Origin of the sequence: Shewanella sp. MM_2022_3 (assembly GCF_022557375.1) — a bacterium.
Classification (GTDB): Bacteria; Pseudomonadota; Gammaproteobacteria; order Enterobacterales; family Shewanellaceae; genus Shewanella; species Shewanella xiamenensis.
The window spans coordinates 1-24146 of sequence record NZ_JAKZGV010000061.1 but is presented as its reverse complement, the minus strand read 5'-3'; the positions used below and the strand labels follow the sequence as shown (position 1 = coordinate 24146).

Sequence of the window (24146 nt, the reverse complement as noted above, 5' to 3'; positions counted from 1 at the left end):
GCCTGCAATTGCTAAAGTGAATGCTCAAAAAACTAGCAAAATGCCAAGGTAGGCGAATGACTGTTACGGGTCTTTTAGATACTAATTGATTAATAAAATTAATAATTTGAGGAAGATAATATGAACAAAAAGCCGTTAGTGATCGCCGTTGCGATGGCACTAAGTAGTACGGCGCTAAGTTTTGCGTTAGCGGCTGAAGAAGGCGTCAAACCCACTGCGGTTCAGAAGAGTGCTGAACAGGGGGTTATCGAAACTGAATTTGATGAAGTGTTAGTGAGTGCGACGCGTTTGAGTGAGAAAGTGTCTGAAACCAGTCGAAGTGTGGCTGTTGTCGCAGAAGAGCAGCTTAACGTTTCACAGGCTTCATCGGTTGCCGAAGTATTAAAAAACGAAGCGAATATTAACTTAACAAATGGCCCAAGAGCGACCTCTCAGGGCGTCGAAATTCGTGGTTTAAGCGGTGATCGTGTTTTACAAACGATCGATGGTGCGAGGCAAAATACCAGTTCTGGCCATCGCGGTTCCTATTTTATGGACCCTGAACTACTTAAATCTATCGAGGTGATCCGTGGTCCTGCCAGTAGTTTGTGGGGCAGTGGTGCCCTCGGCGGTGTTGTTGCACAAAATACTAAGTCTGCTCAGGATTTTTTAGCGCCAAATGAAACCTTTGGTGGTTATGTCAAGCAAGGCTATGACACCAATGGCGACCGCACTAAAACCAGCGCCGCAGTCTATGGCCAGCAAGCAACAGTCGATTGGTTGCTCAATGGCAGTTATGTTGATTCCAACAATATTAATACCGGCAATGATGAAACCTTAGCCAACAGCGCTTCTTCAGGAAGCAGTGGATTGGCTAAATTCGGCTGGCAGGCTGATGAAGCCTCGCGCTTAGCGTTATCGGCAAGAGTTAACAAGATTAATGAATTGGTGCCAAGTAATCCTTCTGCGGCTGTGAGTAGCTCAGTGCCTTTAGTGCGCCGCAAAACGGACGATCAAAATATCACCCTCAATTACAGCTTAGCGCCAGCCAATAATCCTTATTTGGATACTCATGTGCAGGTTTATTGGAATAGCACAGATTACGATGAAGACCGCGTCACTAAAGGCCAATTAGATAGCACTGAATACCGCACCGTTGGCGTTAATGTGAACAATAGTTCTCAACTCGGTAACACTAAGTTGACCTACGGTGTGGATGGCTATCGCGATACCCTTAAAACCGTTAGAGACGATAAGGAACAGGTTGGGCAGCGTCCTGAGGATATTGATGGCGAAACAACGGTATGGGGAGCTTTTACTCGGGCGGATGTGCAACTGACACAAACGGTAAACCTCGATGCTGCTTTGCGTTATGACAGTTTTAAAAACGAGAGTCATAACCTGAATGCATCTGCTGATGATACTGAGCTATCTCCTTCACTTGGATTAAGTTGGCAAACGCAGCCATGGCTGACCTTAAGTGCGCGCTATGATCAGGCCTTCCGAGCGCCGACGGTGGAGGAAATGTTCTCTAGCGGTACCCATTACTGCATTCCGCCAATACCGGGTTTTTTACCCAAAGGGTTATGTAACACCTTTGCGACGAATCCTGACCTAAAGTCTGAAGTGGCGCGTAATAAAGAGCTTAAAGCTGACCTTCGCTTCAATGACTTAGCTGGTGATGATGAATTAGCCATTACCTTAAACATCTTCCGTAATGATGTGGACGATTTTATTGTTCAGCAAGTCTCTAATCCATTTCGGGGGATACCAGGACTCGAGCAAACAACCTCGTGGAACAACGTGGAAGACGCTCAATTAACGGGCTTTGAGCTCAGCGGTCGTTATCGCATCGGACAAACGCGTTTAGCGATGAATTATGGTCAAACCCGCGGAGAAGACCGTAACACTGGCGATTATATCGAAGGGATGCCAGCCAATAAGTTTAATGTCGACTTGTCCCAAGTGATTATGGAAGGCGATATGAAGCTAGGCACGCGAGTGACCTATGTGGCCAGCCAAGCGAATACACCCAAAGGTTACAGTGTTGCAAAATATGATGAATACACTCTTTGGGATGTGTACCTAGCATGGGAGCCCGCGATGGGCGTGATGTCGGGCCTGAGAGTTGATTTTGCCATTGAAAACATTGGTGATGAGAAGTATCTGCAGGCATGGCAAACCTTGTATCAGCCTGGCCGTAATATGAAGCTGTCTGCACGCTACATGTTCTAAACCTTGGGATAGAGGATCTAGGAAATGACCCAAACAGTCGACATTGAAAACACGGATAACGTGCTGAGTCGCCGAGATTCAAATGCTGAAACCCAGCAAATGTTGCGACAACGATTTGAAACTCAACCAGATTTAATGCCTGCACAATTGGCCAGTGAGTTAGGGATTGCTGAGCTTGAGGTGGTTACCGCCTTACCTCAAGCGCAGCGAGTGTTTTTACCTTTGGCCCATATGGACGAGTTACTACAAAGCTTACCCGAGTGGGGTTCGTTAACTACCATAGTGATGCTTTCGGGCAGTGTATTTGAATTTAAAGGCGATTTTCCCCAAGGAAAATTTGCCCATGGCTACTACAACCTCTACAGCAAAGGGGATGGCTTACATGGCCATCTTAAATTGGATGGCATGCGGGCGATAGCCTTAATCAGCAGACCTTTTAGGGGCAGCGAGAGCCATTCAATTAACTTTTTTGGACCTCAGGGTGAGGTGGTATTTAAAGTTTATTTAGGACGTGACAAGCAAAGAGTGCTTTTTCCTGAGCAAGTGCACCGTTTTAAAGCGCTGGCCGCCTCCTTTGCTGATTAACATTGATGAACGTAATTTATTGAGGAAACCAATATGAAGCCTGAAACTTCCGAGCAAGAACAGCGTTTAAGAGACAAACTGTTACCTGAAATTGAGACCTTTAAACAGCAACGTAAAACCTTACAACTCGCCACCGTCGATACTGATGGTCAACCTAATGCCAGTTACGCGCCATTTGCATTAGCGGACGATGGTTTTTATATCTTGGTGAGTGATTTAGCGCGCCACGGCCATAATCTTAAACAGTCGACTAAAGTGTCTGTTATGCTGGTGGAGGATGAAGCTGAAGCCAAATCTGTATTCGCTCGCAAACGATTAACCTTTGATGCCATGGCTCAAGCGGTTGCACGTGATACGGCTTCGTTTAGCAAAGGAGTCAGCCTGTTATCTAAACGTTTTGGCGACATGTCGGATAATTTGGCGGCGCTGACGGACTTTAACCTGTACAAGTTAGCGCCACATCAAGGATTGTATGTCAAAGGCTTTGGCCAAGCCTTTAGTTTGACAGGCAGCGAACTGCTTGATGTGAACTGGAAGCGCGATGGTCACCACGGCACGCCAAAAACGCCTGAAGATATGCAGGTAGCTTAGATATCTGTGTTTTACACTCTGTGCTTTGATCTTGCCCTACTCAAGGCACAATCATAAACCCGCTATCAATGCGGGTTTATTTTTGGCTTTTATATTCTTAGCCTTGAATTTTTGCTTTGCTAGCATCACTTTGGTTATCGTGTGCGCTTTCTTGTGTGCTCAGTTCATTGTCATTTGTGCTAAGTTGAATGACAAATAAAGCCGAAGGATAACAAGAGTGAACAAACCGCTCATAGAGCCCACCGATTCGAGCATTCCACCTCTTCGACCATTATTGGAGTCCATTGTGTCTCAACAATCTTCACACACCTCGGTTCGCCAACGGGCAGTATTGCCATGGATTTGGCAATTTCTTAAGCCCTATCGTTTGCGAGTGGTTGCGGCGATTGTATTTTTATTGATCGGTTCTTTGGCCTGGTTATCTCTCGGCCAAGGCGTGCGGCTGATGGTGGACGAAGGTTTTATTAAGGATAATGCCCAGCGACTGAATGAAATTATTCTATTGGTGCTGCTGATCACCGCAGTGAGTGGCACTGCGGTGTTTTGCCGTTTTTATCTGATGACATGGCTTGGGGAGCGTGTCAGTGCCGATATTCGGCTTGCAGTTTATAATCAATTACTTAAATTATCTCCGGCATTTTATGCCAAGGTGCGCACTGGTGAGGTGATTTCACGTTTTACCGCCGATTCAACCTTACTGCAAACCGTTGTCGGTTCGAGTCTCTCTATGGCACTGCGCTCTGGCGTGACGGTTATTGGTGGGCTGGCGATGATGGGGATCACCAGCGTGAAGATGACACTGCTCGTGCTACTGGCCGTGCCTTTGGTGTTGGGGCCTGTCGGTTTCTTTGGCCGAAAAGTGCGAACCTTAGCGCGCGAAAGCCAAGATAGGGTGGCGGATTTGGGGGCTTATGTGGATGAAACCTTGCATGAGATCCACACTGTGCAGGCCTATGGCCATGAGGATAAGGACCGCAGCCTGTTCAATGGCCGTGTCGAAGATGTGATGACCGCCGCCAGCGGCCGCATTCGTTACCGCGCGCTGCTGATTTCTTCAGTGATGTTCCTCAGTATTGCTGCCATTGCGCTAGTGACTTGGGTCGGCGCCCACGATGTGATGTCAGGTAAGATGACGGGCGGCGAACTCTCAGCCTTTATGTTTTATGCCGTGATGGTGGCAGGCGCGGTTGCGACCATTAGTGAAGTGGTCGGGGAAATCCAACGCGCCTCGGGCGCCGCAGAACGCTTAATCGAATTAGCCGAAACTGAGGTCGATATTCCGGCGCCACTGGTGCCTAAAACTCTGCCAGATAAAGTATGCGGCGAGCTGCAACTGCAACAACTTAACTTCCATTATCCCGAGCAAACTCAGTTAGTGCTCAGCGACTTAGACCTTGTAATAAATGCCGGCGAGCGGGTGGCTTTGGTCGGCCCGAGTGGTGCCGGCAAGAGCACGCTATTTCAGTTATTACAGCGGTTTTATGTGCCTTCATCGGGCAGTATCTTATTGGATGGGATTGATATTGCTGAGCTTTCACCAAAGGATTTGCGGGCGCAGTTTGCGCTGGTGCCGCAGGACTCAGTGATTTTTGCCACCAGTGTGCTGGAAAATGTGCGCTATGGCCGCGTTGATGCCAGCGAGCAGGAAGTGATTGATGCCTGTATTGCGGCCCGTGCCCATGAGTTTATCAGTGAATTTAATGAAGGTTATCAAACCTATTTGGGTGAGCGTGGTGTGCGTTTATCCGGTGGGCAAAAACAACGCATTGCCATTGCGAGGGCTATTTTAGCCGACAGGCCCATCCTATTACTCGATGAGGCCACCAGTGCACTCGATGCCTTGAGTGAGCAAAAAGTGAAGCAGGCGCTTGATGAGTTAATGGCGGGCAAAACTACGCTGATCATCGCCCATCGGCTTGCAACCGTAATTAATGCCGATCGAATTATTGTGTTTGATAAGGGGCGAATTGTTGCCAGTGGTAAGCATCAAACTCTAATGCAAACCAATGCCTTATATCGAGAGTTTGCCAGTTTGCAGCTGCTAACGGATGAGGTTAACCCATTGAGCGAGTAAGACTTGGATTTAAAAAGGCTTAAATAAAACCCCAGAGTGCTACTTGGGGTTTTGTTTTGGATTTAAGACTGCTCAAATTACTGATGTTTACACAAGTTTAAGGCTGATTTTTAAGCTCTCTGCGCAGAATTTTACCCACGGTACTCTTAGGTAGCTGCGGCATAAATTCAATCAACTTAGGTAGCTTGTAGGCAGTGAGTTGCTCGCGGCAGAAGTTGATGATGGTGGTTTTCATCAGTTCAGGGTCTTGGCTGTCATCCTTGAGCACGATACAGGCTTTGACTGCTTCTCCAGAGTGCTCATCCTTTACGCCAACTACGGCGCATTCGATGATATTTGGGTGGCTAGCAAGCACGTTTTCGACTTCATTAGGATAGACGTTAAAGCCAGAGACAATAATCATATCCTTTTTGCGATCAACGATTTGATGGAAGCCTTCCTCGTTCAGAATCGCAATATCCCCCGTTTTAAAGAAACCATCAGCCGTCATCACATTAGCCGTTTCTTGGGGATTATTCCAATAACCTAGCATCACCTGTGGGCCACGGGCGGCGAGCTCACCGGCTTCCCCTTGCGCGACTTCATTACCGTTTTCGTCTAACAGTTTGACCTCAGTGCCGAGAACGGGCTTACCGATAGTGCCAATCTTTTGATATCCCGGTGCATTGAGCGAGATCACTGGCGAGGTCTCGGATAAGCCATAACCTTCACTGATGGTATTGCCTGTGGTTTGCTGCCATAGATTGGCTGCGGCAGCGGTCAGCGCTGTACCGCCAGAAATAGTGATTTTTAAATGACTGAAATCCAGCGCTTTAAATTCAGGTTGATGACACAAGGCGACAAATAAGGTGTTAAGCCCTGCAAAACCGGTGAAGGGGTATTTCGCCAGCGTCTTGATTAAGCCATTAATATCACGGGGATTTGGGATTAATACCGAGCAACCACCACATTCAAAATACAGCACCAAGTTCACCATAAAGGCGTAGATATGGTAAATCGGCAGTGGCGCGACAAAGGTATCTTCCCCTTCGGTGATAACACTGCCGATGCGGGATTTTACCTGCGCCGCATTGGCGAGCATATTACCGTGGGTCAGCATTGCGCCCTTAGAAAGACCCGTTGTGCCACCGGTATATTGCAGCGCGGCTAAATCGCCTAAGGCGGGCATAAAGCGCGTAAACGGTAGCTCTGCACCTTGTTTTAATACGTGACAGAATTCGACATTTTTAAGCCCCGTTTTGGGCTGAACTTGCGGATCGATAAGATCTAACGGGTGGGTCGAAATCACCAATTCAATTGGTGTGGTTGCAACCACTTTGGCGAGGGTTGGCAACAGATCTGACAATACCACTAAGGCCTTAGCGCCTGAGTCATTAAACTGATGGATAAGCTCACGTTCAGTATAAAGCGGGTTAGTGTTGACGAGAATCAGGCCTGCTCGTAGTGCGCCATAGGCGGCGATGACGAATTGGGTAATATTGGGTAATTGAATCGCGATCCGATCGCCAGGTTTTAGGTTAGTGTTATTCTGCAAATAGGCGGCAAAATAGCGTGAATCGCGTTCTATCTCATTGAAGCTACTGCTTTTACCTAAGCAAGCATATGCGGTTTTATCGCCAAAGCGTTGGCTAGTGCGTTCGATTAAGTCTATGAGTGAAGAGTATTTGCCAAGTTCGAGTTGTGACTCTTGATCGTATGCCATGCCTAACTACCTCAAATCGGTTTAGTCGTTATTATTATTTTAAAATCAAACGAGTGTTTAGATTAGAAGGATTCAACCTATAAGGTCAATGTTTATCGCCAAATAATTCTATCCAAAGATTGCTACTATCTTTATGTTAAAAATAGTGTTTTTACTCTATATGGGCGGAGTAGAGTTAAGTCTTTATTAACTCGGGTATATTAGGGCGTGTTGATGTTTTAGGGGCATTTTTATAGCAATTGTTAGCTGAATTGGGGGAAAGAAAAGGGCGCGCAATAGGATGTGGCCATTTTAAAAACCAATAAGACGCTCAATCGATGGCGTCTTATTGGTTGTCTACGGCTAAATGGGAGCATTGAGGCTATGAATTAAGGGCTAAAGAAGCCGGTTTCTTGGCTGACGCTTTGTTTGGGTTCGCTGACATCAGTTACCGAGAATTCGATAAGTTTGCGTCCCGCAGGGATTGCATCCTTATCGGCTAACACTGTCACGGGGTAATCTGCTTGTTCACCCGCCGCGAGGGTGATTACCGAGTTGGCAATTAAGCTGAATGGCATTTCGCTGTTGACCGCGAGTTGGTATTGCTTGGTTTGTTGAGTCTTGTTACGGATCTTCAGCTGGTAGGTATTTTCAACTTTATTATCGGCGGTTTCGCGGTACAGACTCTGTCTGTCGCGAATGACGTTAAGCTGAATCTCACTGCGACTGGAGAGATCTAAACCTATCACAACCAACATAATAACAACGGCAGCGCCGTAACCTAAAAAGCGTGGCGAGCGCAAATTGGAATGGGCGACACCTTTTAATTCATTCTCGCTAACATAGCTAATTAGGTTTTGTTTGTAGTCGAATTTTTGCATGGTTTCATTACAGGCATCGACACAGGCGCCGCAGTTAATGCACTCGTATTGAAGGCCTTGGCGAATATCAATCCCCGTCGGGCAGACCTCAACACATAAGTTACAGTCAACACAATCACCGAGTTCGGTTTGTTGCTTGCGTTTACGGGGGCCGCGTGCTTCGCCGCGTGTGGCATTATAGGTCACGGTTTTGGTGTTGGCATCGAACATCACGGCCTGAAAGCGCGCATAAGGACAGCAGTGTAAGCACATTTGTTCGCGCATCCAGCCAGCGTTTAAGTAAGTGCAAATCGCGAAAAACCATACCCAGCAGGTTGTCCAAAAGCCGGCGTTGCCAGTAAAAATATCCAAGTAGAGTTCACGGGCTGGGATGAAGTAACTGATAAATCCACAGCCAGTAATCAAGGCGGCTAATCCCCACAGGCTGTGTTTGAGCGTTCTTTTACTGAGTTTACTCGCAGACCATGGCGCCTTATCGAGCAACTTGCGTTTATTGCTGTTACCCTCAATTTGGCTTTCGAGCCAGACAAACATAAAGGTCCACGCGGTTTGTGGGCAAAGATAGCCGCACCAGACCCGTCCCCAAAACACGGTTATAAAAAAGAGGCCAAAAGCCGCGGCAATAAACACCCAAGCGAGTAAGGTGAAATCCTGTGGCCAGAGCGTGAGGCCAAAAAAGAAGAATTGTTGCTGACTCACATCCAGCAGTATCGCTTGCCGACCATCAAATGAAATAAACGGCAGTGCAAAAAACAGCAGTACTAACAGGCTATTCATTGTGGTTCTGAGACGCTGAAAATAGCCTTTCTGCTCTCGGAAATGAATCTGGTCACTGCTTTTGTGTGCAGGCTTATCTTCCGCCTGGATATTTTTTACCGGGATAAATTGCTCGGCAGAGGGATGTTTGGCGTTCTCTCTGTGTTGGGTGTCACTCTTGGGCATATGCTGTCCTAACGGCTTAAATAAGATTCGGCTCCCTATAGCAAGCGTTAGGCCAAAATAATTTGCATTTAACTATTTGATATTTATTGATTTAAATTAGATTGGTTTTTATGTGTGTCGCGATATATCGTCAATTGGCGATATATCGCGTTTTTGAGACTATTCATCATTAGTGATTTGACGTGTAATCCCGAGCTTCTTCATTCGCGATCTGAGGGTACTTGGCGGGACGCCGAGTACACTGGCTGCGCCGTTTGCGCCCGAAATACGCCAGTTCAGCAGTTTTAATGTTTGCTCAATATGCTGTGCTTCTGCCTCGGCCAAGGTTTGTAATGGTGAAGCCGCGGTTTGAGTCTGTAGGTGATTCGTGGGCATGGCATGGATATGTAAAATATCCGTTTGAGATAATATAGCCTCACGCTCAAGGATATTCTGCAATTCGCGTACATTACCAGGCCAGCTGTAGGCCATTAATTTTTTTAGGCCTTTTTGACTTACCCCTCGGATTTTTTTACCCAGCTTACGGTTAAGGGAGTGCAGTATATGGCTGACAAGCTCGGGCATATCCTCCAGTCTCGCCCTGAGCGGTGGCACTTGGATTGGGAAGACATTCAAGCGGTAATAGAGATCCATTCGAAATAAGCCCTGTTCAACGCGTTTGAGTAAATCATGATGACTGGCGGCGACTAAGCGAATATCGACCTTGATGGTTTCGCTGCCGCCGAGTCGCTCAAAGGATTGCTCTTGGATCACTCGCAGTAACTTAGATTGCGCCTCCAAACTTAATTCGGCCACCTCATCGAGAAACAGTGTACCTTGATGGGCGAGTTCGAAGCGGCCCTTGCGCTGTTGAGTCGCACCCGTAAAGGCGCCTTTCTCATGGCCAAACAACTCACTCTCTAACAGTGAGGCTGAAAATGCCGCGCAGTTAACGCTGATCATGGGCTTATCTTTGCGGCGACTCAGTTGATGTAAGTTGCGGGCAACCAGCTCTTTGCCTGTGCCATTCTCGCCACAAATCAATACGGTACTGTCGGTATTGGCCACCATATGCAGTTGCTGGATCATATGGCGGATCACCGCGCTACTGCCCGAAATATCCACATCGCCGGTCTTATCGGCTAACTCGGCTTGGAGATAATGATTCTCGCTGGCCAGTTGCTCCGACAGAGCTTGAACCTGTGCTAAAGCCTGGCGTAGCGACTGCTCGGTTTGTTTTTGAATACTAATGTCGCGAAATATCGCGACTACACCGATAAGTTTGTTGTCCCGATAGACGGGCGTAGAGCTGTAATACACAGGAAAGCTGCTGCCATCCTTACGCCAAAACACATCGTGGGTAATTTCCCTTGCAATCCCATCCTTTAAGGTGTTGTAGATGGGGCAATCTTCCTGGGGATAATGACTGCCATCCGCATGGCTATGATGATGGCAATTATGGATATTTTTGCCGAGTAACTCTTCATTCTTCCAGCCCGTCATGCGCTCGGCGGCGGGATTGATAAAGACAGCATTACCATTTAAATCAAACCCATAAATGCCTTCACCCACGGCATTGAGTAGTAACTGATTTTCTGGCAGAAAATGTTTATCCAAGGGCATTACGGCGGGCTGTGTTGATGTCATTCCGTTGATTCCTTAATACGAATGAGTGCCCAGAGTATAACCCCTTGAGTCGTCTCGCGATATATCGCGAGTTGCTTTGTCATGTTTGAATAGAATGGTTTAGAGGCTAGCTTAGAGGTCTGACCATTAACTTGTTGATAATAAAAAGCTTATATTTTAATCAATAGAAAGTTTTATTTAGTACTGGCTTAAATTGCTAAATTGTTATAAAAATGTTTCATAAATATTATTGGCGAGGTTGAAATAGACCAGTACGCTTACCCTTATATGGGAATATGCATTACTTCGCTAAGATATTTATTTAAGTAACTCGCTAGTTATAAAACTATTTTTATAGTGTTTTGGGGTTAGACGGCTGTTGAGAGTACGGAGTGATTTTCTGCCCACCTTTCCGGAAAATTGCTTTCTACTGATTTGAAGTGTGCAAAAAGGCTGCGATGCAGCCTTTTTTATTGCGCTCTCAATACTCCATTTTTGAAGATTAAGCCAAATAAGCAAAATAGATTACAAGGCTTTAGCCTGGGCTAAGCCATTAAGCACGGCATCGATGGTGAGTTTAGACGGTAGTACTATGCCGTTAGGCGCCCTTGGACCATAGACCTTATTGTAAGGTGTACCCGGTACTCCTTCATGTTGCATGTAGTTCGCGATGGTGGAATCGGCTTCGCTCCAATTTCCCTGCATCAAAATAATCTTGTCGGCCATCAGTGCATTCACCACTTGCTCCCTATGGGTGACTTCAGCCTTATTGGTTTGGCAAATGCTGCACCAGTCTGAGGTGATATCCACAAACACTGTGTAGCCTTGGGCGACCAGTGGGGCGATTTTTTCGGGGGCCAGCGTGCGCCACTGTAGCTTTTGATAGGCTTGATAATCTTCGCCTTTATGCACAAAACCGATAATTCCGCCTAGGCCAACGGCGAAAAATCCCAATACAAAAATCACCGCCAGTGGAATGCGCTTACCTTTGCTACGTTGCCAGATTAACAGACCAATCGCGCCCACAAGTAATGCGAGAATGACCAGACTGATGAGAGTGATAGTGCCCATAGATGCCTGCATAAGTTTCCGATAATCCATTCTATCTTAGCGGCTAACAGCTTAAATCTGCGTGAATTTATGTTTTAAAAGCCGATTAAACCTTTGACGCATTCAGTTGCAATTGTGCTTTTGCGCCGAGTGCGCAGTCTTTGTAAGCTGGTGCACTAATAAAAAGACCACAAAATAATGACTACAGAAGGGAAGGATAATTGATGCGAGTGCTAAATAAAAAGTCAACGCCCGCAGGGCTAACATGGGCAAGTATGTTGCTGCCCTTGTTATTTACTGTGTCCATGGTCGGCCATGCCGAGCCTGCTCAAAAAGGCGAAGCCAAAGTGGATAAGTTAGTGCCAGAGGTGGTGACCACTAAGCATAAAATGACGATTCAAAATCAGAAGATCAGTTATCAAGCCATTAGTGGGGAGACCATTTTAGAGGATGATAAGGGTGAGCCTCAGGCCAGTATTTTTTCTATTACTTATTTAAGGGATGATGTGCAGGACAGCAGTAAACGCCCAGTCACGTTTATTTTTAACGGTGGCCCAGGTTCAGCCTCGCTTTGGCTGCACATGGGACTCTTTGGGCCCAAACGCGTGATTGTGCCCGGTGATGCCAAAGATGATGGTGCGGCACCTTATCGGATTGAAGCTAACGATTACTCATTACTCGATGAATCTGACTTAGTGTTTATCGATCCTGTGGGTACCGGTTTTAGCCGCGCCCTGGGTGAGAAGAAAGGCACCGATTTTTGGGGCGTAAAAGAAGATGCCCAATCCATTGCCGAGTTTATCCGCCGTTGGTTGATTGAACATAAGCGTTGGAATTCGCCCAAATACCTTGCCGGTGAAAGCTATGGTACGACGCGAGCCGCGGCATTAGTGGATGAACTCCAAGGCGGCTGGACCGATATCTCTGTCAATGGCGTGATGCTGATTTCATCGATTCTCGACTTTAGTCACGCTCGCTATCAACCGGGCAACAACCAACCCTACATTGGTTTTTTACCGACCATGGCGGCGACTGCGTTTTATCATAACAAAGTCAGTGATGCCGATAAGGCCTTGGGGCTCGAAGCATTTGTCGAACAGGCGCGTCAATTTGCTATAAAGGATTACGCCTTAGCCCTATTACAGGGCAGCCGTTTAGCGCAAAGTGATTATCAAGCTGTACGCAAACAGTTGGCGCGATTTACGGGCTTGAGTGAGTCCTACCTCGACAGAGTAAATTTACGGGTGAGTGCGAGTCGCTATACCAAGGAATTGCTCAGGGATCAGGATTTGACCATCGGGCGGTTAGACAGTCGCTATACTGGCAAAGATTACGACAGTGGCGGTGACTCGACCGATAACGACCCGTCAGGATATGGTATTGATGGTGCTTATACAGCGGCTATCCATCAATATCTGTATGAGGATTTAGGGGTTAAATTATCACGCCCCTTCAACGTGCTTTCCACCGATGTTAACCGTGGCTGGAACTGGAATATTAGCGGTAAACAAATGCATTATGTGAATGTGGCACCCTATTTAGGACAGGCGCAGCGCGAGAATAAAGACTTGCGTATTTTTGTCGGTAACGGATATTTTGATTTCGCAACGCCCTTCTTTGCGACTGAAAATACCTTTGCCGATAACGGCATTGATAATAGCCGCGTCACTATGCATTACTACAAGGCGGGTCATATGATGTATGTAGAGCCTGCATCGCTTGCGCAACTGGTGCAAGATATTCGCGCTTTTTATCATCCCAACGGGGTGAAATGAGAGTGACCGTATTGCTAGGCCAGTGTTAAACTGCCACTCCTGTGAAGGCCCTTTTGAGGGCCTTTTTATGCTTTAAAGGGGTGAAAATGAGCTTTAGTACTTGGTTGGGACTATTGGCGATTTGTTGTTTGGGCGCTATGTCCCCTGGGCCGAGTTTGGCGATGGTCGTGCGTCATACCTTAGGCGGTGGTCGCGGGAAAGGGATTGTGTGTGCTTGGGCGCACTCGATTGGCATAGGGGTCTATGCGCTAGTCACGCTACTTGGTCTTGCGGTAATGCTGAAAAATGCGCCTTTGGTTTTTAATGGGATAGCGATTTTAGGCGCGCTCTATCTGGCATGGATGGGGCTCCAAGCATTACGCTCAAACGGTGGCATGCAGGCAAAACTTACGGCGGGGGAGGCGACGGATACGCTCACGGCGGCGCGCGATGGTATCGCGATTTCCCTGTTCAATCCTAAGATTATGCTGTTCTTTTTAGCGCTGTTTAGCCAGTTTGTGATGGTTGCAGATAGTTTTACAGGTCAAGCACTTATAGTACTAACACCACTGGTAGTTGATGGGCTATGGTACACCTTAATTGCGTTAGTGTTATCCCATTCGAGTATATTGCCTAAGTTGCGGGAAAAAGCGGGCTTGATTGATAAACTTTCTGGTGTGGTATTGATTCTGCTGGCAATACGGGTGCTGTATAGCCTCTATGTGTAGTTGTTCACTATTTTTTGAGCATATAACTCGGATTGCCCGCCAAATAGCTAGTACCGCTAAAATTAGGTTTAACGCATCTGACGGCGCCATCTAACATTGCTAATTCTTGAAATTCTGAAGTAAGAAATAGCTTTATGTGGCAATGGAGATCTTGGGATTCGTGCTTAAATACTGCCAGCAGATTCTCAGGGCTACCAGCTTGTTGATAAACTTTGGTTAGGTGATATTGATGTGCGCTTAATGTTGATTGTGATATAAGCGCATCACCCAAATTCACAATAAACCACTCACATGTTGAAAGCATAATAATTTACCTTACTTGAACTCGGGGTAACGAGTGTCGAAAAAATCTAAATTTAACAAACTAAATCAATGCTATAAGTGATTTTTTTGAAGATAAAAATATTTTCTTTCTGACTGAATGCGCAGATTTTTGTGTATATCAAGGCGCTCAGTCGTACGGCATCGCGAGCTATGGTTAGACAGACCAACGCACAGAGGCCCGAAAAGATGCCTATTCAGCGGCTCTACTTATCCCGAGCTCAGGTTACCTCGTTAGCGCTGCTCAGTCTAAAATCTTTTAGCTGAATAAATGGTTTATGGGGCGTAACGTCACATTGGTCTGAGATTCGTTACCACACCTCATCTGACTATATCGCTAGTGCGGCTTTTAGCGTTGTAATTTCAGTGGGTGTTAGCGGTCGCATTTCTCCCTCTGGTAGAGTGTTTGTTGCTGCTTTGCTTTCTGTACAATTATCTTCGCTTACTGTTTCAAGGCTGAGTGTCATTAAGGCCACTCGCTGTAAATCGATAACCTTATAACCTAAGGCGCTGGACATCCGCCGAATTTGCCGATTTAAGCCTTGGATCAGCACTATTTCAAATTTATCTTCACTAAGCCTACGAACTTTACAGGGGAGAGTATCTACCTCTTTGTACTTTACGCCGCTGGCCATTAGCTTAATAAACTCATCGGTGAAGGCCCTCTCTAGCTGCACATGATAGGTTTTACTGTGGGCAAAACTGGGGTGCATCAGTTTGTGGGTGAGTTCGCCATCGTTAGTGAGCAGCAATAATCCGCGGGAATCCTTATCTAATCTGCCGACGGGGTAGAGTCTTGGTGTTGGTGGCAGTAAGTGGATCAAGCTGGATTTATCGTCTTTGAGTAAACGGCAATCTGTACCTACGGCCTTATTGAATAGCCAATAGGTAGGAGTTTCGCTGCCTAATACAGGCTTTGCATCCAAGCAAATACTATCAAGGCATTGACCATCTGCATCGAGCTGGACTGGGTCGTGATGTGTGGCAATCTTACCATTTCGCGTAATGCGTCCTGCCTCAATTAAACGGCAGGCTTCTCGGCGTGAACTGATGCCACATTGGGCAAGGTATTTAGCTAGACGCATAAATGATTAAGTTAAAACGGGTGATGGACTTGGGCGCGATAATACAGGATTTTGGATAAACGACGCATCGCAAATGCAAGGCTTAAGCACCAAATAATATTGAGGTTCGTTTGCAGCCACATATTGGCACTAACCAAACAGAAATGATTGTCTATATCACAGGGCGGAAAATCCAGTTGGCTCCAATCCAGTTGTAAACTCAGGCTAATAGCGCTGATAAAACTTAATAAACTCAAGTAAAACAAGGGCCTTGGGCAGATAAGTTTAGGAACGACTCCGGCAATAATCACTAAGGCATGCAAGGTTAGCGTGCTTAAGAGATAGCTAGTGGAAACCAGTCTATGCATGGTTAAAAAGTTAATCGGAAAAATGCCCATCAAAATCACCGAAGTGCCAACCCAAACTCCTGTGAGTGCAATATATTGGCTAAAGCTATCGAGCTTGAGTAAGTACAGCCCAGCCATAGAGATCAGCATGCAAATCCCTGCGGCCAATAATCCTAAATTAAACACATAGGCAAGGGGCGAGTGGGTATAGTCCCCTAAAAAATCGGCGCGGATAAATAGGGCGCTAACGCCCATGGTTTGGTATTGTCCATACAGAGCAACCATCACTCCTATCGCACTGAGCAGTGCGGCTCCCACAATCAACCAAGTGATTAGGCGATGTAAATCGTAAAAACTGGGTTCACGCTGTCTTGGATTCATTTGGCTTTTAATGAATAGTGGTGTGGGTTAAGGGGCAAGGTTGAATAATCGGGTGTAACTTGCCTGAATCCCTTCATGAAGGCAAGTATTCTAAATAGCGCTGCATTTAACCTTTAAAACAAAGGGAGCCAGTCAAGTGGCTCCCTTTGTTTTGTGTTGCTTTCAATAAACCTTGTGATACTTAACTACATCAGTGGCGTTTACGGAAAATGACAATTGCAATGGCTACTGCTGCGAGGATCATGCAATACCATGCATAGGACACGGCTGCTAGCGGTGTGATGCTAAATGTCGAGGCGATTAACAGCGCTTGTGCACCATAGGGTATTAACCCTTGGATAATACAGGCAAAAATATCGAGTACACTGGCAGCTCGTTTAGGTGTTACGCCGTGTTTTTCTGCGAGATCTTTCGCAATGTCACCAGTGACAACAATCGACACCGTATTGTTAGCAACGCAGCTATTGGTCACGGCTACAATTCCCGCCATCCCTAATTCGGCCGCGCGGCATGAGGCTTCGCCTTGAGCTTTTGAGAAACGGGTGATGAGCTTTTCAATCTGTTTGCTCACAAAGGCTAAACCACCTTGTTGCTGCATCAGCGCGGCTAAACCACCGACTAACATCGACAGGATAAAAATTTCCTGCATATTGCTAAAGCCCGCGTAGATATCCTTACCAAATTGGATCACGCCATAGTCCATCGTCAGCAAACCAGTGGCTCCCGCAAGCAGTATGCCTAAGGTTAAGACGACAAACACGTTTAGCCCTGCAACTGCTAATACTAGAATCGTCAGGTAAGGAATCACCTTAATAAAGTCGATATCTTGAGCGGCTAGATCGGCTTGGCCTTGTCCTGCGATGACAAAGGCAACAAAGGTCAGCAGTGAAGCTGGGATAGCAAAAATCAGGTTCTCGCGGAATTTATCTTTCATATCACAGCCTTGAGTTCGAGTGGCCGCAATCGTGGTATCCGAAATAATTGAGAGGTTATCACCAAACAGGGCGCCAGACATCACGGCACCTGCCATCAGGGCATAATCAATTTGTGCCTGGTCGGCAACGCCTAAGGCGATAGGTGCCACGGCGGCGATTGTACCCATAGAGGTACCCATGGCCGTTGCAATAAAGGCGGCAATCACAAAAAAGCCTGGCAGTAATAGGTTTGAGGGAATAAGAGATAAACCTAAGGCTACGGTTGCATCGACACCGCCAGTGGCTTTCGCTACCGCCGCAAAGCCGCCAGCCAGCAAGTAAATTAAACACATGGCAATAATATTGCTATGGCCAATTCCACCAATAAAGGTATCAATGGCTTGATTTAATTTTTGCTTTGATAACACCAAAGCCAGAATAATGGCCGGCAAAATAGCAATCACACTCGGTAATTGATAGAAAGCAAAGTCCACACCTTGGCTTTGGAAATAGACGCCTGCGCCAATAAACAGACTTAAAAAAACGAATAAGGGTAACAGGGCAACAAATGATGCCGGGTTACTCGGTGCAGTGGTTTGGGTTGATTGACTCAATGTAATTTCTCTTTTACTCGGCGGGTTGTCTGCGTGCTCCTTGGCAGTCAAACTCGCTCTAAATCTATGTCGCCTTGGCATCATATCCTAGCAACTTGGTGCCAAGCATATTGGATTGCCAATTTACTGTCAATCTAGACGTCTAGATGTTTTTACTTCCGTTGTAATCTGTTCGTTAAAAAGAGGTTTAAATCGTGGTTTGTCTTAATTTTTAATCTTAATAAACAGTATATTAAAACTATTCTATTAATGATTTACTGGTTGTTGTTAGCCAATGCTAAATGTGGATTACTCAGTAATATAGCAATAGGGGGCTATTTCTTCCTCCACCGCTGATACAGTTTAGTGGATCTTAAGTTGGTGTACGATTCGGTGTTGTTAGGTTTTCTGTTGTTTTTGACACGGTACTACGTGCTGAGAGTGTGAGGAGTTATGTTAGTTTTTAACATTTTAATTTTGCGGGTATCTTTTCGCATAACATACTAAGGCCACTCTTGCTGTTAGTAACCAGATGCGGTAAAACGGTGATCCTTCATCCACACCTCACATAGCCAGCAGCATCGTGATACGAAGAGCTAAGCCATTACTGGGCACGTTAATTGAAATTGCAGTCGAATCGGTAGTTGAAGAACCCAGCCAACCAACACTCGATGAGCAAGCCATTCAAGCTGCGATTACTGCGGCTTTTTCTCGCATTGCACAAATTGGACGTTTATTAAGTTTTCATCAGCAAGATAGTGAGTTAAATCTTCTAAACCGTCAGCCTGGCCATTGGGTCACCCTAAGCCAAGATAGTCTAAGGGTATTTAAATTAGCCAAGTGGTTTGGTAAAGCTAGCGACAACTTATTTAATTGCACCATTGGTGGTGAAATGATGTCTCGCGGGGCGTTACCTTGCTACCTTGGTATGCCGCTACTTTTGCAGGGCGATTGGCAAGATATTGAAATTAAAGGGAACCAAGCGCGGTTAGCTCGGCCATTAATTGTTACTTTTGACGGTATCGCCAAGGGGTATGCGGTTGATATGGCAGTAAGTGAGTTACGTCGTGCAGGGGTTTCTGGTGGTTGGGTCAATGCGGGAGGGGACTTGCGAGTATTTGGTTCTGCCTCCTTGGATGTGCTTTGTCGAGGCTCAAATGGATTAAGCCAGAAGATAACAGTCCGCAATATGGCTCTGGCAAGCTCACGAGTTTCGCAGCAATTGAGCCTAGGTTGTCCAGCATTATTACTGCCGACAGGTAATGTCGATATGATGAGCTTTGATGCGTCTAATGAGCGTGTTGTTAGCGTTCAAGCGCCTTTCGCATGGCGTGCAGATGCACTAACCAAGGTGGCTGGTTATCTTTCAGCTAAAGCTGCAAAAGATAAAATTAATCAGCTCGGCGGCCAGTTAGTCTGTTAACCGTTATATTTAAACATGCTCGGTACCAGGGCGGTGTGGTTGACGTGCCGCAGTTTGATGTACCTATCGGGTTGTTTTCTTCAAGCCATTGTTTTAAATAAAAACTGGCCAATCCTTTTGGGCTTGGTCAGTATCTCAAATGCCTCTCTTTAAGCGACTTTAAAGCGCGAGACTTCTTTTTGTAGATTGCTACAAATGGCTCGGGTATTGACCACTATTTGCTGTGTTTCTTGGATCACTATATTGCAATATCTTGTTTTATCAGACAGTTCAGTCAAGTTACGATTGATTTCCTCAGTGACGTGGGTTTGTTCTTCTGTTGCGGTCGCGGTTTGAGTCGACATCTCACTGACTTTAGAAGTGGAATTTAGGATCTGATCTAAGGCATCTTGTGTCTGACTGGCAAGGGTAACCGTCGAATGGGTGAGGCTGGCGCCTGATTCAATACTCTTCACCGCATCATTAACGCCCCGCTGCAATTCTTCGATCATGCTCTGAATATCTTGAGTCGACGTTTCGGTACGACTCGCCAGAGTACGTACTTCATCGGCGACCACCGCAAAACCACGCCCTTGTTCACCAGCACGAGCAGCCTCAATGGCAGCATTAAGAGCGAGCAGATTAGTTTGCTCCGCAATTGAGCGGATCACATCCAGTACCGAGGCAATGTTAGCGGAGTTGACGGAGAGCTTTTCGATAACAGCGACTGCATTTTTAACCGATTCAGACAATTGCTGAATATGATGCACCGATTGCGTGAGGATTTTTTTCCCCTCAATAGTCTGATCATTGACCTTAGTGATTTCGGTAGCAGTATGCAGGGCGTTGCTGGCCACTTCCCTTACCGCGGCACTCATTTCATTTACGGCTGTAACTATGGTGTCGACAAATTGTTCCTGCTCGTGGCTGATCCCTATGGTAGTAGCTGATTTAGTCGCTAGGTTTTCAACAGTATGGCTCACATCTTTGGTTTGGCTGATAATGGCGATTACCATCTGTTGCAGCTGGGCAACGAACAAGTTAAAAGCATTGGCCAGTTCGCCAATTTCATCTTGGCGAGTGATAGGAATTCGTTGGGTTAAGTTGCCATCGCCATCGACTATGTCATTAATTCTATTAGTAATGTCTTGAATCGCGTTGACAATAATCTTAGGGCCAAAGTAGGCAATCACGAGGGCGACAATAGCGACAAGCGTAGCTATCGTAACTGACATTTGAGTTTGGGCTGTAGCCTGCTCGGTGGCTTGTAAATCCAGTTCTTTAACGCGATTGTCGGCGGCTTCACCTGCGGCATTGTAGATGTTTCTTAGGGCTTTAAACTCTTTTTTGGATTTGCTTTCGTGTAGTTGTCTTGCTAGGTCGAACTGACTATTTTTTACTGCATTTATCACGTCAGATGAGGCTTGATACCAGAGCGAAAACTGTGCTTCAAAGCCATTGGTGGATTGCAATACTTGGGCATGATCCTGCAAGAGTTTTTTAAACTCCCCCATTCGATCGCGAGCCTGATCGACATTCTCTTGCCAGTTATCTATTTCACTTTTACGGCTATCACTACCCAGATCGGATCTGAGTAACACTTCTTCACTTAGCTGTGCTTGGTAGAGATCGCGGTCAGCGTTGAGAATGGCTGAAATCGCAGGATTAAATAACTGACTAAACTCCTGCATTTGCTTAAGGGTTGAGCGGCTTTGCATAGCATCAGTAATTGCCATAACGATCAAGGCGGTCGCCATAATGGCAAACATCAGCGAAAACTTTACTCGAATACTATTAAACATAGGGTACTCCATAACGTACTGACAAAATTGCTTATTAAATAGCTTAGTCGCTATTTTGTGGTTTGCAGCAACAACAGAAAATTAAGGAGAATCATCGTAGGAAAGCCCCACTGATATGGGGCTATTGAGTCGATTTAATCAGCACAGGCGCTTAGGGCTGATATTTTAGGTTTGGGCTTTATCTGCACTAACATTACCCCCAAGATAACCATTGAACCGCCAAGGTAGTGATAAACGGCTAAGGTCTCATTTAAGATTATCGCCGCAAATATAGCCGCCAGAATTGGCATTAGATTGAAGAAAATACTGGTGCGTTCGGCGCCCAATTTGCTAATGCCATTAATCCACGCCCAAGGGGCGATGAGTGATGCGCCAAGGGCGGCGTACACAATAAGTGGTGCAGCTTGGCTGCTAATCGTGACGCTTGGCGCACTAAACAGCAGCGGAGTTAACATCAACACAGCGATAATGCCCTGAATATACACTGATTCCCACGTCGATATCGGTAGCTGCCAGCGTTTTAGCAGTACCCCATAAAGGGCGTACACAAACGCACTGATAAGTAATAATAAATCCCCCTCAGTAACCCCTATCGCCAGATTAGCCATATCCCCGTGGCTTAGCATAAACACTAAGCCCAGCAGTGAGATTAGGCTGCCAGCAAAAACTAATGGCGAGAGCCTTTGCTTGAGTAAAGGTACCGCTAAAAACAGGCTTATCATAGGTACTAACGAGTTGATTAATGCCATATTGGTGGCGGTTGTCGTCGCGGCGGCAAAATAGGCAAGGCTTTGGTTTAATACCATTCCTAAGGAGGCTAAGGTCGCTAATTTCGGTAGTAGAGGAATGATTGTTCTACGTTTTTTCAAGACGGTTTTGAGCATAAAAGGGGTAAGCACAAGCATGGCAAAAAACCAGCGATAAAAGGCAATGGCTTCAGGGGCGATAATTCCAAAGGAAAGTTTGTTAACAATGGCGTTACCCGCCCAAATCATTACGGCGAGTAGTGGAAATAAATACAACATAGGTCAGTCTTCATTGGGGGAAACGAGCCGATGCCTAGTGGCAAACGTGCTGTCATAGATAGTCGCTATTATTGCTGGTCTTTTATGATATAAATATTGCTTAAAAGACAATGTCAGTTCCTCGATAGACAACCACCGCATCAATCGATGTTTTGATTGGATGTAAAGTCGAGTTTTAGGAGTACGATGCACCCTGTTTACCATCCACTTAATTCTGAGCAAGCGCCAGTGGCAGATATTTTCTTCAACTATGAAGCCTTTCTGCCCAATACCATTACACCAAAACATAGCCACATTTGGGGGCAATTACAGCTGATCAGTGGTGGCATTATGGAGTTGCATGCGGCTGGACAACGATTTTTGTCGCCATCCCAATATGCGATTTGGGTGCCAGCAGGCGTAGAGCATGAGAGTTACACCCGCCGCAGTATCCATTATTGCTCATTGAATATTGTTACGAGTCGGGCGCAGGTTTTTCCTGATGAAACTTGTTTACTTGCGGTGACGCCGATAGCGCAGGCAATAGTGAACGATCTCCGCCAGCGGCAGGTGCGTGTTGCACAAACGGATGCGGATAAACGTTTGGTTGAGGTGTTAATTGACCAGTTAATCTTAGGTCAGGCGCAGCCACAATTTTTGCCTTCGAGTACAGATAAACTGTTGCAACCTATTTTGCAGCAACTTGAACTCGAGCCAGCCAGTCAAATAAGCCTTAAAAGCTGGGCGAGTGAATTACATACCACAGAACGCACACTCGCTCGGCGTTGCCAAGACCGCCTTGGAATGAGTTTTACTGAATTGCGTCAGCGACATAAGTTTATTTATTCGTTGCAATTGCTACGTGAAGGCTTATCAATCAAAGAAGTTGCCCTGACATTGGGCTATAACCAAACTTCACCCTATATTGTGATGTTTAAAAAATATGCTCAATACTCACCCGAGCAATATCGCCGCCAGCTGGCATAAAAATAGGGCGCGGCTATTGCCGCACCCTATGTCATAAAAGAGAGGATTTAAGGGATTTTTATAACAGGCATTAATCGGAGGCTTTTTGGCGATTCCGCTTATCCTGTCGCTTCTCTTTTAAGGTTTTCATCGGCGGTTTTTTCGCTTTTTCTTTACTCATGGAAAATACTCCTAACTAAAATGAGATTAAGTAAAGTCAAACTATCGAGTGTAGCGCCGCATTCTCACCGACAGTTAGTTCAAATTAATCTATCGATAAATTTGAATAATTTAAAGCATTCTGAGCGAGATAAAACACTTTGACCTCTTTATGGTTTCTACATAAGCGCTGCCATACTTAGTAAGTTTTTAAGAGGAGTAAGTGTTAGCTCTCTGCTATTAATTTATTTCGCGGCCAGTAAATAACTTCAAAATCGTATCCTCCAATATATTTTTATGCCTGTGCTAGATGCCGCCGCAAATAGCGACCTAAAAGCATGTTGCCACTGAAATTTGAACATGCTTTATTCTAATCCTGTTAGTTTTGCCGTTAATTTTTAGGTTGTCTCTTGCTAAGGGAAATATCCTTCACCATAAACAGCACAGGTTTACCTAAAATATTTACCTCAGCATATTCACCTTTGGCTCGGCCCAGTAAGCTCACACCTAAATCGGAAATGACAGAGTAGCGACCCGCTCTTGGTTTGTGTCTAGGTGGGTATACCAGTTCTATACGATACTCCTGCTGATCCTGTTGATTAACGAGGAGCACTTCACGCCCAACGGTCACTTTATCTAGGGTTTCTTCACTTTTAAGTTGATCGAGCTTTGCTATCACCGCCGCCAGTGCGGTGGGGCGTAATGAGGCATTAAAACTGTTTTGCAAGTAATAGGTTTCTGTTTTCAACATAAAAGACTGAAATAGATTACTAAAAAAAGAATAAAACATAGCTACCCCAAATATGAGCTAGATAACAGCTAAGCCCCAGCATAAAAATAGGAGCAATAAATTGAAATGTGGGTAATCAGATGCCGAGTGCGAGTAGCACTCGGCTTAAACTGGGAATTTAAGAGACAGGCGTACCGCGCGGGATAAATAATCAAGTGTATTCAGCATTAACCAAGCTGACTTAAGTCTGAGTAATGAAAATGCATTTTTTAACACGGGCTACATCTCCATATAATTTTAAGATTAAATTAATCATCTAACAGAGTTAATGATTAATGACTAATAAACTGTCCATACC

The 24146-nt window shown here is 45.7% G+C and carries 18 protein-coding genes; 8 read left to right on the top strand and 10 right to left on the bottom strand.

All coding sequences use genetic code 11. The features are described 5' to 3' along the window. Positions 1–120: 120 nt before the first annotated feature. The 4 genes from MMG82_RS19440 (at position 121) to MMG82_RS19425 (ending at position 5464) form a co-directional block, all read left to right on the top strand. Complete coding sequence (locus MMG82_RS19440) at positions 121–2214, top strand: TonB-dependent hemoglobin/transferrin/lactoferrin family receptor (RefSeq protein WP_241407300.1); 2094 nt, start codon at positions 121–123, stop codon at positions 2212–2214. A 24-nt stretch (positions 2215–2238) separates the two neighbouring features. Continuing rightward, entirely contained in the window at positions 2239–2799 is a 561-nt protein-coding gene (hutX, locus tag MMG82_RS19435) for a heme utilization cystosolic carrier protein HutX (RefSeq protein WP_047538401.1), read from the top strand. A gap of 33 nt (positions 2800–2832) precedes the next feature. Continuing rightward, positions 2833–3390 (top strand): heme utilization protein HutZ, encoded by a 558-nt coding sequence (hutZ, locus tag MMG82_RS19430; RefSeq protein WP_047538404.1) that lies wholly within the window; start codon positions 2833–2835, stop codon positions 3388–3390. A 286-nt stretch (positions 3391–3676) separates the two neighbouring features. Next, positions 3677–5464, top strand: a complete 1788-nt coding sequence (locus MMG82_RS19425; protein WP_241407299.1) for an ABC transporter ATP-binding protein/permease — start codon at positions 3677–3679, stop codon at positions 5462–5464. Between the two features lie 97 nt (positions 5465–5561). Here the strand turns inward: MMG82_RS19425 and MMG82_RS19420 are convergent, their stop codons facing one another. From MMG82_RS19420 to MMG82_RS19405, 4 genes are all read right to left on the bottom strand, one after another. Further along, entirely contained in the window at positions 5562–7166 is a 1605-nt protein-coding gene (locus MMG82_RS19420) for a long-chain fatty acid--CoA ligase (protein WP_047538408.1), read from the bottom strand. A 368-nt stretch (positions 7167–7534) separates the two neighbouring features. Next, positions 7535–8968, bottom strand: a complete 1434-nt coding sequence (ccoG, locus tag MMG82_RS19415; protein ID WP_241407298.1) for a cytochrome c oxidase accessory protein CcoG — start codon at positions 8966–8968, stop codon at positions 7535–7537. 159 nt (positions 8969–9127) lie between these two features. Continuing rightward, entirely contained in the window at positions 9128–10594 is a 1467-nt protein-coding gene (locus MMG82_RS19410; RefSeq protein WP_047538414.1) for a sigma-54-dependent Fis family transcriptional regulator, read from the bottom strand. A gap of 504 nt (positions 10595–11098) precedes the next feature. Continuing rightward, positions 11099–11644 carry a thioredoxin family protein gene (locus tag MMG82_RS19405; RefSeq protein WP_037427092.1) on the bottom strand — a complete coding sequence of 182 codons (546 nt, stop codon included), beginning with the start codon at positions 11642–11644 and terminating at the stop codon, positions 11099–11101. 203 nt (positions 11645–11847) lie between these two features. On the opposite strand from MMG82_RS19405, the gene MMG82_RS19400 reads away from it, so the two are divergent. Continuing rightward, a complete protein-coding gene (locus tag MMG82_RS19400; protein WP_047538417.1) occupies positions 11848–13398 on the top strand; it encodes a peptidase S10 in 1551 nt (516 codons plus the stop codon). A gap of 86 nt (positions 13399–13484) precedes the next feature. Next, positions 13485–14105 carry a LysE family translocator gene (locus MMG82_RS19395; protein WP_037427088.1) on the top strand — a complete coding sequence of 207 codons (621 nt, stop codon included), beginning with the start codon at positions 13485–13487 and terminating at the stop codon, positions 14103–14105. Positions 14106–14755: 650 nt separating this feature from the next. Here the strand turns inward: MMG82_RS19395 and MMG82_RS19390 are convergent. From MMG82_RS19390 to MMG82_RS19380, 3 genes are all read right to left on the bottom strand, one after another. Beyond that, positions 14756–15511: a 23S rRNA pseudouridine(2604) synthase RluF gene (locus MMG82_RS19390; RefSeq protein WP_047538421.1), complete on the bottom strand. Its 756-nt coding sequence runs from the start codon at positions 15509–15511 to the stop codon at positions 14756–14758. 11 nt (positions 15512–15522) lie between these two features. Next, positions 15523–16218 carry a hypothetical protein gene (locus MMG82_RS19385; protein WP_047538423.1) on the bottom strand — a complete coding sequence of 232 codons (696 nt, stop codon included), beginning with the start codon at positions 16216–16218 and terminating at the stop codon, positions 15523–15525. 190 nt (positions 16219–16408) lie between these two features. Continuing rightward, positions 16409–17746 carry a Na+/H+ antiporter NhaC family protein gene (locus MMG82_RS19380; protein ID WP_037427081.1) on the bottom strand — a complete coding sequence of 446 codons (1338 nt, stop codon included), beginning with the start codon at positions 17744–17746 and terminating at the stop codon, positions 16409–16411. Between the two features lie 562 nt (positions 17747–18308). Here MMG82_RS19380 and MMG82_RS19375 point away from each other — a divergent pair. Continuing rightward, positions 18309–19148 carry an FAD:protein FMN transferase gene (locus tag MMG82_RS19375; RefSeq protein WP_037415047.1) on the top strand — a complete coding sequence of 280 codons (840 nt, stop codon included), beginning with the start codon at positions 18309–18311 and terminating at the stop codon, positions 19146–19148. A 149-nt stretch (positions 19149–19297) separates the two neighbouring features. On the opposite strand, the gene MMG82_RS19370 is transcribed toward MMG82_RS19375, so the two are convergent. Together MMG82_RS19370 and MMG82_RS19365 are read right to left on the bottom strand one after the other, a co-directional pair. Beyond that, complete coding sequence (locus MMG82_RS19370) at positions 19298–20929, bottom strand: methyl-accepting chemotaxis protein (protein WP_047538426.1); 1632 nt, start codon at positions 20927–20929, stop codon at positions 19298–19300. Positions 20930–21063: 134 nt separating this feature from the next. Continuing rightward, a complete protein-coding gene (locus MMG82_RS19365; RefSeq protein ID WP_047538428.1) occupies positions 21064–21954 on the bottom strand; it encodes a DMT family transporter in 891 nt (296 codons plus the stop codon). Between the two features lie 186 nt (positions 21955–22140). Here MMG82_RS19365 and MMG82_RS19360 point away from each other — a divergent pair, with 186 nt between their 5' ends. Beyond that, positions 22141–22920, top strand: a complete 780-nt coding sequence (locus tag MMG82_RS19360) for a helix-turn-helix transcriptional regulator (protein WP_047538430.1) — start codon at positions 22141–22143, stop codon at positions 22918–22920. Positions 22921–23449: 529 nt separating this feature from the next. Here MMG82_RS19360 and MMG82_RS19355 read toward each other — a convergent pair. Next, on the bottom strand, positions 23450–23848 hold the full coding sequence (locus tag MMG82_RS19355) for a GreA/GreB family elongation factor (RefSeq protein WP_047538432.1): 399 nt from the start codon (positions 23846–23848) through the stop codon (positions 23450–23452). Between the last annotated feature and the right edge of the window lie 298 nt (positions 23849–24146).

Coding starts and splice junctions, on each gene's coding strand:
- MMG82_RS19440 (WP_241407300.1), top strand. CDS start 121: ATGAACAAAAAGCCGTTAGTGATCGCCGTTGCGATGGCACTAAGTAGT.
- hutX (WP_047538401.1), top strand. CDS start 2,239: ATGACCCAAACAGTCGACATTGAAAACACGGATAACGTGCTGAGTCGC.
- hutZ (WP_047538404.1), top strand. CDS start 2,833: ATGAAGCCTGAAACTTCCGAGCAAGAACAGCGTTTAAGAGACAAACTG.
- MMG82_RS19420 (WP_047538408.1), bottom strand. CDS start 7,166: ATGGCATACGATCAAGAGTCACAACTCGAACTTGGCAAATACTCTTCA.
- ccoG (WP_241407298.1), bottom strand. CDS start 8,968: ATGCCCAAGAGTGACACCCAACACAGAGAGAACGCCAAACATCCCTCT.
- MMG82_RS19410 (WP_047538414.1), bottom strand. CDS start 10,594: ATGACATCAACACAGCCCGCCGTAATGCCCTTGGATAAACATTTTCTG.
- MMG82_RS19405 (WP_037427092.1), bottom strand. CDS start 11,644: ATGGGCACTATCACTCTCATCAGTCTGGTCATTCTCGCATTACTTGTG.
- MMG82_RS19400 (WP_047538417.1), top strand. CDS start 11,848: ATGCGAGTGCTAAATAAAAAGTCAACGCCCGCAGGGCTAACATGGGCA.
- MMG82_RS19395 (WP_037427088.1), top strand. CDS start 13,485: ATGAGCTTTAGTACTTGGTTGGGACTATTGGCGATTTGTTGTTTGGGC.
- MMG82_RS19390 (WP_047538421.1), bottom strand. CDS start 15,511: ATGCGTCTAGCTAAATACCTTGCCCAATGTGGCATCAGTTCACGCCGA.
- MMG82_RS19385 (WP_047538423.1), bottom strand. CDS start 16,218: ATGAATCCAAGACAGCGTGAACCCAGTTTTTACGATTTACATCGCCTA.
- MMG82_RS19370 (WP_047538426.1), bottom strand. CDS start 20,929: ATGTTTAATAGTATTCGAGTAAAGTTTTCGCTGATGTTTGCCATTATG.
- MMG82_RS19365 (WP_047538428.1), bottom strand. CDS start 21,954: ATGTTGTATTTATTTCCACTACTCGCCGTAATGATTTGGGCGGGTAAC.
- MMG82_RS19360 (WP_047538430.1), top strand. CDS start 22,141: ATGCACCCTGTTTACCATCCACTTAATTCTGAGCAAGCGCCAGTGGCA.
- MMG82_RS19355 (WP_047538432.1), bottom strand. CDS start 23,848: ATGTTTTATTCTTTTTTTAGTAATCTATTTCAGTCTTTTATGTTGAAA.